The organism is Roseibium sp. SCP14 (assembly GCF_040329475.1).
Taxonomy (GTDB): Bacteria; Pseudomonadota; Alphaproteobacteria; order Rhizobiales; family Stappiaceae; genus Roseibium.
In genome coordinates this window covers 557,904-572,868 of the sequence record NZ_JBDZYH010000004.1, presented here as the reverse complement: position 1 = coordinate 572,868, position 14,965 = coordinate 557,904, and the positions used below count along the sequence as shown (strand labels likewise).

Sequence of the window (14,965 nt, the reverse complement as noted above, 5' to 3'; positions counted from 1 at the left end):
GCTTCGAAAATCAGGAGTGGGAGAAGTCCCAGTAAAGATCGCGTGCCCGTGCCGCGATCGGACCTGGTTGCAGATCGCGTTCTTCAATGCGCTTGACCGGGGTCACCTTGTTGTAGTTGCCGGTTGAGAAAATCTCGTCAGCCTCCAGGAACTCGTCATAGTGCATTGTCCGTTCGAACACTTCGTAGCCGGCTGAGTCGAGCAGCTGGATGACGCGTTGACGGGTGATGCCGTTCAGGAAAGTGCCGTTTGGAGCCGGAGTATGCACCTTACCGTCCTTGGCCATGAAGATGTTGGCCGATGTCAGTTCGGCAACGTTTCCAACCATGTCTCTGACGACCGCATTGTCAAAGCCTCGAGACTTGGCTTCCAGCATGGCACGGGCATTGTTCGGGTATAGGCATCCTGCCTTCGCATTGACAGGCATGCACTCCATGGTCGGACGCCTGTAGGGAGAAAGCGTGATGCTCGACGCGGTATCTTTTGGCGCCATCGGCGCATCGAAGAGGCACAGGCAGAAGCGGGTCGTTTCCGGATCACCGGTTATGATGCCGTGGCCATCCCCTTCGATCCAGTACATCGGCTTGATGTAGATCTGCTGGTGGCTGCCAAACTTTTCACAACCTTCCTTGGTCAGCTCGATCATCTCGCCAACCTGCATTGTCGGCTTCATGCCAAGGGCCACGGCGGAATCGTTCACACGTTTGCAGTGCAAATCGATGTCGGGCATGACGCCTTCGAAGAAACGGCCACCATCGAACACGCTCGATCCGAGCCAGGAAGCATGCGTTCGCGGGCCCATGATAGGCGGATTACCCTCGTGCCAGGCTCCATCGATCCAGGTCCAGGTATCACTCAATCCGCTCATAAGTTGTCCCTCTTCGTCGCTGCTGTCCGGCAGTTCGTTCCGCCGACACAACACCGGCTGTTTCCTTGGGTCAATAGCTTACCAGAACTTTGAGGAAAGTTGCCGTCTTTCTTCTCCATTACGACCGATTCCGAGATCGTTCCGTTCGAATAGCGACAGAATCAGGAATATTCTTTCAAAGATGTTTTGTAAGTTGGGACTTGCACGGCAATTGCACGGAAAATCCTTCTTCAAGGCCACACTGCAGTAATGTTTGGCCTCAAACAAAACGAACCGTTTCTCATTCGCTTTGCCATGCGGACAAGATTGAATAAAACGACGTTCCTTCCAGCAAGGCGGTGATTGACAATCAACCATTTTTGTTCACTATATGTTCTTTTCAAATACAGGAAAATCGATATGGAACAGCGCATCTCAATGACAACGCTTGCAGTGCCTGACGTTGCAGAAGCCAGACGTTTTTTTGAAGAGGGGCTTGGATGGACCGTAAATGCCTCCCCCTCACCTGAAGTGGTGTTCTTTCAGATCGTCGGAAGTGTTTTCGCGCTTTACAACCGCGACGCACTTGCCAAGGAGATCGGCCGCGATGTGACGCATGAAACGACCGGCGCAATCACACTTGCCTGGAACGCCCGATCGAAAGCGGAAGTCGACGAAATGTTTGCCAAGGCGGTGTCGGCAGGCGCCGCTGCCGTCAAAGAACCGGAAAAAGCGTTCTGGGGCGGATATTCTTCCTATGTGGAGGTCCCCGGCGGCCATCTCCTGGAAATTGCCCATAATCCCTTCTGGACCTTAGAAGAAGACGGCTCAATCACGTTGCCACCGGCTCAATAGTGTAAAAAGATGGCTGGATGCGACCTTTGTCGCAGTCAACAGCGCTTGACGCACGGTCTGCCGCGGGGTTCTCTTCCGCAACCCCAGAGTGACTTCCGATCGGGACGGTATCGTTTGCGATAAATCGGATCGAGTGCAGTTGCTCTATCACGAGAGATACACGGGCAAACCCAGTTTCATGGACAGAAACGACATGTCCTGACTGTTTAACTCTTGCCCACTGAGCAGGCTAAGGAGGCCGGAAATGGCATATGCTGCCTTTGTGTTTGATGCGTATGGAACCTTGTTCGATGTACACGCGGCCGTACGCAAGCACGCAGCCAAGCTTGGTCCGGACGCCCAGAGGCTTTCCTCGCTCTGGCGCGAAAAGCAGCTGGAATATTCTTGGGTCCGCGCCCTGATGGGGCGCTACAAGGATTTCTGGGAACTGACGGAACAGGGCCTCGACACGGCTTTTGCCCTGGTCCCGTCGGCGGACAAATCCCTGCGCGATGATCTCTTGAATGCCTATTGGACACTGGATTGTTACCCGGAAGTGCCGCAGGTCCTGACAACGCTCAAGGCCACGGGCGCCAAGATTGCGATCCTTTCCAACGGCTCTCCCAAAATGCTGGAGGCAGCCGCAAAGGCAGCCGGGTTGACGGAGCTCTTCGATGAGATTTTCTCGGTCGACGAGCTGCGCACCTTCAAGACCGACCCTCAGGTTTACGAGATGGTGACCACACACTTCCGGATCTACCCGGAAGAAGTCTCCTTCCAGTCTTCAAACCGATGGGACATTGCCGGAGCCGCCGCTTTCGGCTTCCGCACCGTGTGGATGAACAGAACCGGCATGCCGGACGAATATCCGGATCTCGCCCCCAAAGCCGTGTTGGCGGATCTCACCGGTCTCACGAAATTGGGCTAAATCCGGTTCAGAAATGAATATGCTCTGCCAGCGGCAATCCGTTGGCAGAGCGTTCAAGGGCAACTGCCGGATCGGCTAAAACGCTCTGGAAATACCCAGCATGATACGATGGTTTCCCGAATTCCGGCTAATGGTGGTTCCGCTGAATTTCGATCTATCGTCGACGATGCCCGACAGCGAATAGTCCGCTCGAACCCGCCAGTTCTCCTGAACGGCAACTTCCAGACCGCCACCGACAACCGGGCCGAGAGAAACAGACGATTTCTCTTTGCCGTTGGCCTTCAGACTGTGTTCCGTCGCAGCCACTCCAACACTCAGATAAGGCATGAAACTGCCCAACGGCAGTCCGGCTCGCGCCTTGGCATTGACGGTCCATTTCGCGCCGGTCTCCACGGTGCCAAGCGTTGGGTGTTTGCTCCTTTCGCGCCCACCGAGATAGGTCGCCGCTCCTTCAACACCAAGCACGATACGCGAGACATCCCAGTTGTAACCGCCAAACAATCCAAACGCGGCATCGACGCGGGACAGATCTTTCGATCTGCCGTTTGCCTTCACATCGGTCACCGTCTGAGAGGGGCCTGCTTCAAAACCTAAATACGGTCCGGCCCAAAGTGAAGCAGGAGCCGCAACGGGAACGAAATCAGGTTCTCCATATGATCTCTGGTCAGCAGCATGCGCTCCCGAAAGCAGCACGGCGAGAACACCGCACAGGATCAGTGGCTCTAGAAACCAGTGCCGGCGAAGTCCCCGCATGACCGTCTTCCGTCCGACGGCCTTCGCGGCGCCTGTGCGTGTTGCCGAAGCAAAAAAATCATAATTGGCAAAAGGACTTACCATAAACACTCTCACCTCATCCTGAGTTTGATTACCGCATCACAACAGTCATTTATTATTGTTAAACGATAATTTTAAAAATGAACACGATAATTTTTTTGTCAATAGCAGTATTTCGAGTTTGCACTCTTCATGCAGATGCAGTAGACACGCTGCCATTGAAGACGGATGAGTGGAGTAACCCATGAGCGAACTTGAATGGACCAACCGAGAAAAACGGCTCACCCGAATTCGCAATCTGTCTGCATTCATGAAGTGGGTTGTGTCGCTGGTCCTTGTGATCATTCTTCTGCTTGGCGGCCTGGTTCTTGTCGAACTGGCCTTGCCAACAGACCTTCTGTTTTCACCGGGCGAAACGATTGATTTTGCGGAAGTTGAACGTCGTCTGGACGAGGTTCCTTATCTCCAGAGGCTCGGCATTGCAGCCCTTTTCGGCATTGCGGTCGCCCTTCTTTCGCTGGCCGTCTGGAACATCCGTCAGGTGTTCAAGCGGTTTCAGGCCATGGAGTTCTTTTCTCCCAAAACGCTGGCCAATGTCATCTCGATCGGTGTCTGGCTGATTGTTTTCGCGATATTCGACCTGATCAGCGACCCTATCGGATCAGTCATCCTGACTTACGACTTTCCTCCCGGTGAGCGACTGGTCGAGGTCACTTTGGACGGCGCCGAGATATTCTGCCTGGTTCTGGGAGCCCTGATGCTGCTGCTCGGCTGGATCCTTCGGGAAGCTGCATTGATCGCTGACGAAAACCGCCAATTCGTATGAACCCCGGTTACGGAGATAGATACGTGACAGCTGACTTCTCATTGCGCCCTGGCAAGCGTCTTCAGCATATACAGCGCAGCGCAAAGGCAATGAAATGGATGGCATCTGTCTGCCTTGTTGCCCTGGTTCCGCTTTCGGTTCTTCTGGTGCTTGCCGTGATTTTTCCCGCCTTTGTGCCCCTTATCGGCGACAACCCTGTTTCAATTGACAACCAGGAGAGAACTCTTTCAGAGCTTTCGTTGGCTCAACGTGGATCACTGACGGTCCTGCTCATCGTTTCGCTATCCCTATTGACGGGAGCTTTGCGGGCCTTGCGGTGTCTATTCGAGCGTATCCAGAACGCAGAGTTTTTTGCCGGAAGAACTCTGGACACCATGGCGTCTTTGGGAATTTGGCTCATCTCATACGCAATTTTCGACTTTGCCAGCGTTCCCGTCTCTACACTCATCGCCACAATGGACTACCCGGAAGGCCAAAGGGTTGTTGACGTTAGCGCTGATGGTGGGGAAATATTTTGCATGATTCTCGGGACACTGATGGTGTTGCTCGGCTGGGTCATGCGCGAGGCTGCTTCGCTCGCAGAAGAAAACCGACAGATAATATAGCGACCCGCCATGCCCATCATCATCGAACTGGACGTCATGCTCGCACGCCGCAAAATGCGGTCGAAGGAACTCGCCGAGCGAATTGGCATCACGGAGCAAAATGTCTCCCTGCTAAAATCCGGAAAGGTGAAAGGTGTCCGTTTTGAAACGCTGGAAAAGATCTGCGAAGTGCTGGACTGCCAGCCAGGCGACATTCTGATCTACGAACCGGACAAGGATGCCGACAGCTAACTCACGCGCTCTTTGTCCCTGACTTCTGCTTAGGCACTCCAGCCCGGCGCAAGCCAGCCAATCTACTGCTGCACCGATAATCCGGACGATACAGCAAGAACAGGCGACCTGGCGGCCATGGCACTCAAGAAACCCTATTTCGACGAACGGCCCTCGCCCGCTTCAAGAGCCCGCTTTCGAACCGGCAAACTGCTGGATCTGCAGGAGAAGCCGGTCTGCGAGTGCACGCTCTACGACCTTGAAAACGGTAACACCGGCATCGTTCTGCAGGACGAGGATCAGACGGTTCCGGAAACGGTTTTCATCCAGGACGACAAGGACCTCACCTATACGCTCGCACAGATCCGCTGGCGCATGGGGCCTTACCTTTTCAGCGAATATCTGGAGCTGCCCGTGCCCTTGAGCCAGGCGTCGCGGGACTGACAATACCAACGCCCATACAGAGACCAGGAAGCATCAAGCCTCACTTGGAAGGCGGTAACATTTCCTCGTGACAGACCAGTCCCCTGTCGACATGATCCCAGGAAACAGCGCGCGAGACAAAAACGGCAAGTTCAGGCCTGACGCTCTCCGGATCATCCAAGGACGATGCTCTGACGACGACGAACCCTTCCAAACCTTCTCTCGTATGAAAAATCGCACTGCCGCATTGAGGACAGAAACGGCGCTCGATCGAATTGCCGCTATCGGCATTCTTCACAAATTCCGTCACTCTTCCACTGACTTCAAATGCCTCTTCCGGAAAAACCGTGTGCGTCGCGTGCCCGGTTCCACCGATCTTGCGGCAATCCTTGCAGTAACAATGGACTGTTCTGACAGGCGGCGCGGAGCAGACATATCGAACGGCTTCGCAGAGGCAGCCACCTGTCAGTCTATTCGTCAATATTCCGCTCCGTAGTTATGCTATCGGAAGACTTTACTCAGCAGCCTCCGCAGAACCGTAGCCCAGCTGCTCGTTCAACTTGCCGATCAAGCCGATGGCGGCTTCTGCAATGACTGTTCCCGGCGGGAAGATCGCCGCTGCACCGGATTGGTAGAGCTCGTCATAATCCTGCGGCGGAACAACTCCGCCGACGACGATCATAATGTCCTCACGCCCCTCATCTGCCAGCGCCTTCTTGAGGGCCGGAACCAGCGTCAGGTGACCGGCGGCCAGCGACGAGACACCGACCACATGGACGTCGTTTTCAACCGCCTGCCGCGCAGCTTCTTCCGGTGTCTGAAAAAGCGGACCGATATCGACGTCGAAACCGAGATCGGCAAAGGCCGATGCAATCACCTTCTGGCCGCGGTCGTGTCCGTCCTGCCCCATCTTGGCAACGAGGATACGCGGCCGTCGGCCATCGTTGTCTTCAAAGGCCTCAACCAGTTTCTGAACCTTTTCCATGGCTCCGGACATGCCACCTGCTTCCCGTTTGTAGACCCCGGAGATCGATTTGATTTCCGCCTTGTGGCGATCAAACACCTTTTCCATCGCCAATGATATCTCACCGACGGTCGCTTTTGCACGCGCCGCCTTGACGGAAAGATCCAGCAGGTTGCCATCTCCTGTCTCGGCGCACTTGGTCAGGGCGTCGAGCGCGGCCTGCGTCTCGCTCTCATCACGCTCTTCGCGCAGGCGCTTCAGCTTGTCGATCTGCGCGGCCCGAACCTGCGCATTGTCCACTTTCAGGACGTCGATTGCCTCTTCGCTGTCCGGCTTGAACTTGTTGACGCCGACAACTGTCTGAGCACCGCTATCGATCCGCGCTTGCGTCTTGGCAGCAGCCTCTTCGATACGCAGCTTCGGTATGCCTTTTTCAATGGCCTTCGCCATTCCACCAAGCTCTTCCACTTCGCGGATATGGGCCATTGCCTTCTCGGCAAGGTCCGAGGTCAGTTTCTCGACATAATAGGAACCGCCCCAAGGATCGATGACTTTGGTGGTACCGCTTTCCTGTTGCAGGAACAATTGCGTGTTTCGGGCAATGCGCGCTGAGAAGTCGGTCGGCAATGCCAGAGCTTCATCGAGCGCATTTGTGTGCAGCGACTGGGTATGCCCCTGCGTTGCGGCCATGGCTTCGACACATGTGCGAATGACGTTGTTGAAAACGTCCTGCGCGGTCAGCGACCAGCCCGATGTTTGCGAATGCGTCCTCAAGGACAGCGATTTCGGATTTTTCGGTTGGAAGTTCTCCTGCATCAGGGTCGCCCAGATCAGGCGCGCGGCCCGCAGCTTGGCAACTTCCATGAAGAAGTTCATGCCAATCGCCCAGAAGAACGACAGGCGCGGCGCGAACTGGTCGATATCCAGACCTGCAGCCACACCTGCGCGGGCATATTCGATGCCGTCGGCGATGGTGTAGGCAAGTTCCAGATCCGCCGTCGCCCCGGCTTCCTGCATGTGGTAGCCGGAAATCGAGATCGAATTGAAGCGCGGCATATTCTCGGATGTGTATTTGAAGATATCCGAGATGATCCGCATGGAGTGCTCAGGCGGGTAGATATAGGTGTTGCGGACCATGAACTCCTTCAGAATGTCGTTCTGAATGGTGCCCGACAGGTCTTTCTGGGCAACGCCCTGCTCTTCCGCAGCCACAATATAGAGGGCCAGGATCGGCAGCACCGCTCCATTCATGGTCATGGAGACACTCATCTTGTCCAGCGGAATGCCGGAAAAGAGCGTACGCATGTCATAGATCGAGTCGATCGCGACCCCGGCCATGCCGACATCGCCGGCAACACGCGGATGATCGCCGTCATAACCTCTGTGGGTCGCCAGATCGAAGGCGACGGACAGACCCTTTTGCCCCGCTGCAAGATTGCGGCGGTAGAATGCATTGGAATCTTCGGCCGTCGAAAAACCCGCATACTGGCGAACAGTCCAGGGCTGCTGAACATACATGGTCGGGTACGGGCCGCGCATGAAAGGCGGCAGGCCCGGCCACGTCTCCAGGTGCGTCAACCCCTCCAGATCTTCGGACCTGTAGACCGGTGGAACCTCAATATCTTCCGGTGTCTGCCAGCTCGCCGCTGAGCCCGCTTCCGCCTCTCTCAGGAAATTACGGAAAGGTTTGTTGGAGAAATTCGGGATCCTGCTCATTTTAGGACCTCCTGACCAGATTGTTCGGCGGCTTGCGCCTCGTTCAGACGGACATGGGCATCTTCCAGCAGATCAAGCAGATTACAGCCCGCAAACACGAAAGTGTCGACTCCCGCCTCTGCATTCGCCACATCCCGCTCACCGGGCTTTCCGGCGAGATAAAGATGTGTTGCCCCGGCTTGTTTCAACAACCTGGCAACGGCTTCGGCTTCCGCTTCGTAAACGTCGTCGGTCGAAACGAGGCAGGCAAGCACCGCACCGCTTTGCTTGAACGCTGAAATCAGGTCTTCATGCGTTTCATAAACCGCTGCCCCGACGGTCTTGAACCCTCCTGCTGCGAACGCATTCGCCGTCCAGGTTGCCCGGGCCGTGAATTGCGCGAGAGTTCCAAGTGTTGCGAGGAACACTGTCGGGGTGCTGTCGGTATCCTGCTCGAACTTTTCCGCAGCAGACCGCAGGTTTTCGAACGGCTCGGCAATACGCTGGACGGTAGATCCACGCAGGACCCCATCTTCAGATGCCACGCCTTCGATACCCGAAAACTCCAGCAGTGTTTTTCCATCCAACGCCGAACTCCGCAAGGCATTGAACCATTGCCCGTCGCCCGGCTCGGGAAGATCATTTTCAGAAGACGGCAGGCACACCATTTCGTTTGCCTCACCGCTCAAGACCTTCACCCCTGTTTCCGACAGATCCGGAAACTCGCTAACGCCGGTTATCGGCCGTTTTCTGTGCGCAACGTGCCGGTCGAGCTGAGCACTGGCATCGCTGATACGTTCTTGCACCAGCCCCTTGCGCAAAGCCGCCGCGATGCCACCTGCAGCTTCAATTTCCTGGAAGAAATTCCAGGCAGCATCACACAGTTTTCCGGTTCTGTCCTCAATGGCCCCGGACCCGGCAGCAGGATCCATCACCTTCGAGAGACTGCTTTCCTCCAGCAGAATTGACTGGGTATTGCGCGCAAGCCTGCGGGCTGACTCGTCGGGAAGACCAACTGCGAGCGTATGCGGCAGAACGCAGATACTGTCGGCGCCCCCGACACCTGCAGCAAATGTTGCGACCGTATTGCGAAGCAGGTTAACCCAGGGGTCCCTGCGGGTCAGCATCCGGTAGGACGTCGACATGTGCAATTGGGCAGGAGTCTGCGCCAGCCCTGCACCGTCGAGAACACATGACCATAGCGCTCTGATCGCCCTGGCCTTCGCGATTGTTCCGAACTGGTCTGCGTCAGCGATAAGGCACATCGAGATTCTGCTGGCCCAGTCCTCCGGCTGAAGACCGGCTTCTTCCAGTGTGCGCAGATGAGCTGCGGCAGACGCCAGAACCAGCGCAAGCTCCTGTGCCGGAGTAGCTCCCGCATTGTGCCATACCCGGCCGTCGGCTTGCAGAAGTCTGGCGGAGCTGCCAAGACTTTCCAAAGCCGTCACGGTATCCCGGATCTCATTCAGCCTCATCACCTCACCAATGGAAGACTTTTTCGAGAACGCGGATGCGCTGTAGGGATCGACCCCCGCAACGAGACTGACGGTTGCCGGGTCACCCCCCTGCCTTTCCAGATAGGCCGCAACCAGACCCAATGCTTCGAGAGTTCCCTGGCCCGCCTCGATCCTGAGATCAATCAGGTTGAGCTGAACGCCGTTGAACAGTTTTTCCAGGGCGTTGATGTTATCCACCCTGACGCCGAACCCGTGTGCCGGCGCTGCGCCTGAAAACACCAGCTCGGCACCACTTGCACCACCTTCCAGGTCATCAAGCAATTGCTCGTTGGCCCGGGAAGGATCGGCAATGTCAATTCTCTGGACAATGGACCAATCCTGCTTCCCCGCGCGCAGCATCTGAGCAGGCGTGTCGGTCCGCCGCCCGTAAAGCGGCGCAATTTCCAGGCCGTCGTCGGTTGCTCCAAAGAGTCTCTGTCTCGAAGCACCCTTCAGGGCTTTGTCAACGGACGCCCACCATGCCTCTTCGTCGGCAGAGTAGAAGCTTTCGGATCCAGTAAAACTGAGCGGCATTGCAATCGTCTCCCTTGAGCCTCGTTTTAGTCCCTGGCCGCAAAGGTTGGCAACTCAGCACAAAGGGTAAGTATTGGCCGACTGCTCTTCATCCAGATCGCCTGTCTGCAAACGGTATCGGAGAATCAGAACAGGTGTTTCACAGAAAATGCATATGCAAATTCTATCGGCTCAAATGTTGAAATCAGGCTGCAATATGTCAATTTTCTGGCGCAATTTGTCAATTTTGCCAGTTTTCCCTATTGGTACGATCTACAATTGTATTGTAGCGTATATGTGCTGACGCATGGGAAATTCTACCCGTATAAAAAATGCGCGGCATTCGGGTTCTGCCTTCATCTTGCGGGTTGAAACAGAACGCGTGACCAACCCATCGGCGGAGGCGTGAGGCACATGCCAGCCCCCGCAAATAGCGGTTTTTCGCGAACCGCAAAGGATGTGCACAATGCTTGATCAAGCAGAACTGAAAAGTAAGCTGAGAGCAATCTCGGAAGCGAATGCTGCTCACCATGTTCTGGACATTTTGGAATCAAACCTCCGGCGCATGGGCGCGACCCATATTCTCATCACCGGACTGCCGATGCCGAACCGGCCGATCGACAATCTCGTTCAGCGTTTTCGCTGGCCCGATCAGCGCAACGACGGAATTGAAAGCACGTCTCTTTCGGCAAACGACAGCGCCTTGATGCTGGGGCTTGGCTCCAACCGCGCCCGGATCTGGACAATTACCGCTGGCGATATGGAACATTCCGACCTCCTGGCTTCGGCCGGTGAAGGCAGTCAGATCGTCGTCGTACCGGTAACCGAACTGTACCCGTTCCAGGCATTCGTTTTTGCCAGTGGTCCTTCGCTTCAGGTCAACAAGTACGATCTTGCCAATCTGGAAGTTCTTTCAGCCGCGGCCTTCTCACGGCTGCGCGAACTTGGTGTCGTCTCCGGCCAACGGCCCGGCGCCCTGTCGACACGTGAGCGCAAGGTCCTGGAATTGACGGCCTATGGAAAAACCGCCGGTGAAATTGCCGATGTTCTCGACATTTCCCAACGGACGGTTCACGCACACCTGCAAAATGCCAGCGTGAAACTGAATGCTTCCAACAAGACGCATACCGTGGTCGAAGCATTGCGTTACGGCCAGATCAGCGTTTGACGCTGACCACGTGCTCCAGGCATCGTAGACACAAAAAAGGCGCGCCAACGGCGCGCCTCTTCCAAGCTGATACCCGTCGTTCGCAACCTGATCAATAGGTCATCATCGGCGGCAGTTCCTTTGCTTGCTCGACCCATTTGGTGACCTGACTCTCGCTCGGCGTCTGGCGAACCAGTTTCTTTTCGTCGTTCACTTCGCTCATCTTTTCCGCAAGATTTGCAGCGTTGCGATGCTTCAGTTCCTTCACGGTATCAACACCGGCAGCTTCCAGAAGCTCCGAATATTCTTCTCCGACACCGCTGATACGCATCAGGTCCGCCATATTGGCCCATTTCAGGATGCGTTTGCCGTCGATACCTGTCTCCTCCTCAAGAGCCTTGCGGCCTTTCGGATCTTTCGCGCGCTCCAGATAAGCTTCCGTTGTCTTGATGCCAATTTCGCCGAGTTTCGCAGCGTAAGTTGGACCAATGCCCTCGATTTCATCGATGGAATAAGACATGCGCACTGAACTCCTATAAGACCGGCGACCGAACCCTGGGGCAATTAGACGATCTGGCTCAATCCCGGAATTTGTGAAATCACTTCATCAACAACGTCGTCCCCCGCTTTTTCCTTAGCATAGGAAACCAGTTCTTTCACAACACTTTGCACGCCGTTCATGTCGAGGCCGGCGCTGGTAAGTTCGTTCAGTGCGGCCATGGCCCCCATGCTGCCGCCCATCATGCTGCCGAGCCCGCCGAGCAGACCGCCGCCGGACTTTTCCTGCTCGCGCTCGGCAACCAGATCTGCGGCTCCCGGCAGCGCGTCGAAGATCAGCTGCATCTTGTCTTCCGGGCCTTCCTTGTTGAGGAAGCCGAGAATGATAGCGACTGCTTTCTTCGCAACCTCTTCATCGATCCCCGCTGCCGTCATGATCCGGCTGATGAGCTCTTCCATACCATTCTCCTAATTGCCAAAGCAGATGTACCAGCACCTGGCTGTATTCTCAGCTCAATCTATTAAGGTCATAAATTTGATCCGTCGATGGGCAATAGCTTTCCAGGCTGTTTATGACGCACCATGGGCGCGCTTTTTTGAAATGGCTTTGTTAGGGTTCATTAATCGGTTCGGGATTCGGGGGTTAGCGTGACAAAAAAAGGCAGCATTTTCATCGGTGCCAGCACAAAGGAGGAAACCCTTGCACTGAAACTAGCCAACCGGCACGGGCTGATCGCCGGAGCTACAGGCACCGGAAAAACGGTGTCTCTGCAAATTCTGGCCGAAGGATTTTCGAAAGCTGGCGTCCCGGTCTTTTGCGCCGACATCAAGGGCGACTTGTCGGGTTTGGCAATGGAAGGTGTTTCGAAAGACTTCCTGGAAAAACGAGCTCAGGAGGTCGGGCTCGGCGAGAGCTATGAATACCAGGCATTTCCTGCGGTCTTTTGGGATCTCCTGGGCGAACAGGGTCATCCCATCCGAACAACCGTTTCGGAAATCGGACCGCTCCTGCTGGCACGGCTTCTGGAACTCAATGACACACAGGAAGGCGTGCTCAATGTTCTGTTCGAGCTTGCCGACGACGAAGGCATGCTGCTGCTGGACCTCAAGGATCTTCGGGCCATGCTCGCGCATGTTGCCGAACGTGCTTCCGAGTTGTCCACGCTCTACGGCAATGTTTCCAAGGCATCGATCGGCGCAATTCAGAGACGCCTGCTCGTGCTCGAAAGGCAAGGCGGCGAGAATTTTTTCGGTGAACCGGCCCTGGATATCAGAGACTTCATTCGGACCGCTCCCGATGGCCGCGGTGTCGTCAACATTCTTGCGGCCGACAAGCTGATGACTTCTCCCGGTCTCTACGGTGTATTTCTGCTATGGCTGTTGTCCGAACTCTTCGAGGAGCTTCCCGAAGTCGGCGATCCTGAAAAGCCGAAACTGGTTTTCTTTTTCGATGAAGCGCATCTTCTGTTCAGCGATGCCCCGAAAGCCCTGATTGACAAGGTAGAGCAGGTCGTCCGCCTGATCCGGTCCAAAGGTGTCGGTGTCTACTTCGTCACGCAAAATCCGCTGGACATTCCCGAAACAGTTCTGGCACAGCTCGGAAACCGCATTCAGCATGCCTTGCGGGCTTTCACTCCGCGAGATCAGAAGGCCGTTCGCGCCGCGGCAGAGACTTTCCGGCCGAATCCGGACCTCAATACCGAGCGCGTGATCACCGAACTCGGTGTAGGGGAAGCGCTGGTATCGACGCTTGAAGGCAAGGGCATTCCATCGATCGTACAAAGGACATTGATCCGCCCCCCCTCCTCGCGATTGGGACCGGTCACACAGGCCGAACGGCGCACGCTCATTCAATCGAGCCCGGTCTTCGGACTTTATGACCGGGCCAAGGACCGGACTTCGGCCTATGAAGTGCTGATGGCACGTGCCGAAGAAGAGCAACGTCAGGAACAACGCCGTCAGGACAAGGAAGAGCGCTATGCCCGCAAGGATGGCGAGACAAGACGTTCCCGGTCAGGATTTCAGCTGCCGGATTTCGGACGCGATGATCGCCCGCGCCGGGACAGTGTGGAGCGTCGAACCCGCCGGCGCAGCCAACGGGACTCCGTTCTGGAAGCAGGCCTGAAATCCGCAGCAAGAAGCCTTGGCTCGTCGCTTGGTCGCGCGCTTGTCAGAGGACTGCTGGGTTCATTGAAGCGTGGAAACTGACGACACATGGCCGGGCGCAACGAAGAACACCTGAAAATCGAACGCAACGCTCTTGCCGTCGGCAAATGGGCGAACCTGTTCATGGCCTTTGCCGGAGTTCTGACGGCCTGGCTCTCCAGATCTGATGCCATGATGGTCGACGGGCTCTATTCTGCCGTCAATTTCGTCTCGGCAATCGCGGCGGCCCGCATCGGTGCGCGCGTCGGTCTGCCACCAACCCGCAGCCGCCCGTGGGGACATGATTTCGACGAGGTGCTGTATGTCACCTTTCGCAATCTCATCCTGATCGGCATCTTGGTCTTTGCCGCCGTCGTTTCAGGCACGAAAATCTGGACATTCTTCAGCGGAGGCTCGGTTCCTGAGCTTATCTTCGGCCCGATTGTTGTCTATTCGATCGTCATCGTCGCGATTTGCCTGGCGCTCGCCTTCAATTTTCACCGGGCATATCGAAAGGTGGGCAGACGAAGCGAGCTGCTCAAGACGGAGGCAAGAGCCGCCATGATAGACGGCGCACTCAGCGTCGGCTCCGGTGCTGCTCTGTTATCCCTCCCGTTTCTGGAAGACACTGTTTTGGGTCCGTACGTTCCGATTGGCGATGCCGTCATCGTAATTGTGCTTGTACTGGCGTTCTTCTGGCAGCCGGTCGCAGCCTTCCGCACAACGATCGCCGACCTTGCGGGCGTCAGTGCACCGGGAAGTACATATGCCAAGGTAGCGCGCACGGCGCGCGCCCTCGCTCGCGAAAACAACTTTCACGTTAACCGGGTGGCGGTTCTGCAGGCTGGGCGGATGCATTACGCCGCCATCTATGTCGATCCCGGAAGACCGATCCTTGCGTCGGAGATCGATGCGTTTCAGGCCGCGATTTCCGCAAGACTGGAGGACAAGCTCGGCCCGACCCGTGTTGAAGTGATTATCACCGCCCGTGCCCCCTCTTCCAAGATCGACTGATTGACACCAATGTGCCCAAGCCATCTGGGTCACAGAAATTAATTTT

The 14,965-nt window shown here is 55.9% G+C and carries 16 protein-coding genes; 9 read left to right on the top strand and 7 right to left on the bottom strand.

The window, feature by feature from the left end:
* Positions 1–10 precede the first annotated feature (10 nt).
* Positions 11–868: a branched-chain amino acid aminotransferase gene (locus ABLQ08_RS19685; protein ID WP_352945399.1), complete on the bottom strand. Its 858-nt coding sequence runs from the start codon at positions 866–868 to the stop codon at positions 11–13.
* Positions 869–1,267: 399 nt separating this feature from the next.
* On the opposite strand from ABLQ08_RS19685, the gene ABLQ08_RS19680 reads away from it, so the two are divergent.
* Positions 1,268–1,702: a VOC family protein gene (locus tag ABLQ08_RS19680; RefSeq protein WP_352945397.1), complete on the top strand. Its 435-nt coding sequence runs from the start codon at positions 1,268–1,270 to the stop codon at positions 1,700–1,702.
* A gap of 244 nt (positions 1,703–1,946) precedes the next feature.
* Positions 1,947–2,609, top strand: coding sequence for a haloacid dehalogenase type II (locus tag ABLQ08_RS19675; RefSeq protein ID WP_352945395.1), 663 nt, complete (start codon positions 1,947–1,949; stop codon positions 2,607–2,609).
* Positions 2,610–2,684: 75 nt separating this feature from the next.
* On the opposite strand, the gene ABLQ08_RS19670 is transcribed toward ABLQ08_RS19675, so the two are convergent.
* On the bottom strand, positions 2,685–3,362 hold the full coding sequence (locus ABLQ08_RS19670; RefSeq protein ID WP_352945393.1) for an outer membrane protein: 678 nt from the start codon (positions 3,360–3,362) through the stop codon (positions 2,685–2,687).
* A gap of 265 nt (positions 3,363–3,627) precedes the next feature.
* On the opposite strand from ABLQ08_RS19670, the gene ABLQ08_RS19665 reads away from it, so the two are divergent.
* From ABLQ08_RS19665 to ABLQ08_RS19650, 4 genes are all read left to right on the top strand, one after another.
* On the top strand, positions 3,628–4,209 hold the full coding sequence (locus ABLQ08_RS19665; RefSeq protein ID WP_352945391.1) for a DUF2975 domain-containing protein: 582 nt from the start codon (positions 3,628–3,630) through the stop codon (positions 4,207–4,209).
* A gap of 23 nt (positions 4,210–4,232) precedes the next feature.
* Entirely contained in the window at positions 4,233–4,814 is a 582-nt protein-coding gene (locus ABLQ08_RS19660) for a DUF2975 domain-containing protein (protein ID WP_352945389.1), read from the top strand.
* A 9-nt stretch (positions 4,815–4,823) separates the two neighbouring features.
* Complete coding sequence (locus ABLQ08_RS19655; protein WP_352945387.1) at positions 4,824–5,045, top strand: helix-turn-helix domain-containing protein; 222 nt, start codon at positions 4,824–4,826, stop codon at positions 5,043–5,045.
* Positions 5,046–5,162: 117 nt separating this feature from the next.
* Positions 5,163–5,468, top strand: coding sequence for a hypothetical protein (locus ABLQ08_RS19650; protein WP_352945385.1), 306 nt, complete (start codon positions 5,163–5,165; stop codon positions 5,466–5,468).
* A 40-nt stretch (positions 5,469–5,508) separates the two neighbouring features.
* Here the strand turns inward: ABLQ08_RS19650 and ABLQ08_RS19645 are convergent, their stop codons facing one another.
* From ABLQ08_RS19645 to ABLQ08_RS19635, 3 genes are read right to left on the bottom strand one after another with little or no spacing between them, the layout of a single operon-like run.
* Positions 5,509–5,928, bottom strand: a complete 420-nt coding sequence (locus ABLQ08_RS19645; RefSeq protein WP_352945384.1) for a GFA family protein — start codon at positions 5,926–5,928, stop codon at positions 5,509–5,511.
* A gap of 33 nt (positions 5,929–5,961) precedes the next feature.
* Positions 5,962–8,127: a methylmalonyl-CoA mutase gene (gene scpA, locus ABLQ08_RS19640; RefSeq protein WP_352945382.1), complete on the bottom strand. Its 2,166-nt coding sequence runs from the start codon at positions 8,125–8,127 to the stop codon at positions 5,962–5,964.
* The gene (locus tag ABLQ08_RS19635; protein ID WP_352945380.1) at positions 8,124–10,136 is read right to left on the bottom strand and encodes a methylmalonyl-CoA mutase family protein; all 2,013 of its coding nucleotides are present in this window, start codon (positions 10,134–10,136) and stop codon (positions 8,124–8,126) included. Before ABLQ08_RS19635 ends, scpA begins: the two co-directional genes overlap by 4 nt.
* A gap of 445 nt (positions 10,137–10,581) precedes the next feature.
* Between ABLQ08_RS19635 and ABLQ08_RS19630 the strand changes: the two genes are divergently transcribed.
* Positions 10,582–11,283: a helix-turn-helix domain-containing protein gene (locus ABLQ08_RS19630; protein WP_352945378.1), complete on the top strand. Its 702-nt coding sequence runs from the start codon at positions 10,582–10,584 to the stop codon at positions 11,281–11,283.
* 91 nt (positions 11,284–11,374) lie between these two features.
* On the opposite strand, the gene ABLQ08_RS19625 is transcribed toward ABLQ08_RS19630, so the two are convergent.
* Both ABLQ08_RS19625 and ABLQ08_RS19620 read right to left on the bottom strand, forming a co-directional pair.
* On the bottom strand, positions 11,375–11,782 hold the full coding sequence (locus ABLQ08_RS19625; protein WP_352945376.1) for a DUF4332 domain-containing protein: 408 nt from the start codon (positions 11,780–11,782) through the stop codon (positions 11,375–11,377).
* A 44-nt stretch (positions 11,783–11,826) separates the two neighbouring features.
* Positions 11,827–12,219 (bottom strand): DUF2780 domain-containing protein, encoded by a 393-nt coding sequence (locus tag ABLQ08_RS19620; protein WP_352945374.1) that lies wholly within the window; start codon positions 12,217–12,219, stop codon positions 11,827–11,829.
* A gap of 189 nt (positions 12,220–12,408) precedes the next feature.
* Here ABLQ08_RS19620 and ABLQ08_RS19615 point away from each other — a divergent pair, with 189 nt between their 5' ends.
* A complete protein-coding gene (locus ABLQ08_RS19615) occupies positions 12,409–13,968 on the top strand; it encodes a helicase HerA-like domain-containing protein (RefSeq protein ID WP_352945372.1) in 1,560 nt (519 codons plus the stop codon).
* A 6-nt stretch (positions 13,969–13,974) separates the two neighbouring features.
* Positions 13,975–14,919 carry a cation transporter gene (locus ABLQ08_RS19610; RefSeq protein WP_352945370.1) on the top strand — a complete coding sequence of 315 codons (945 nt, stop codon included), beginning with the start codon at positions 13,975–13,977 and terminating at the stop codon, positions 14,917–14,919.
* Positions 14,920–14,965 lie beyond the last annotated feature (46 nt).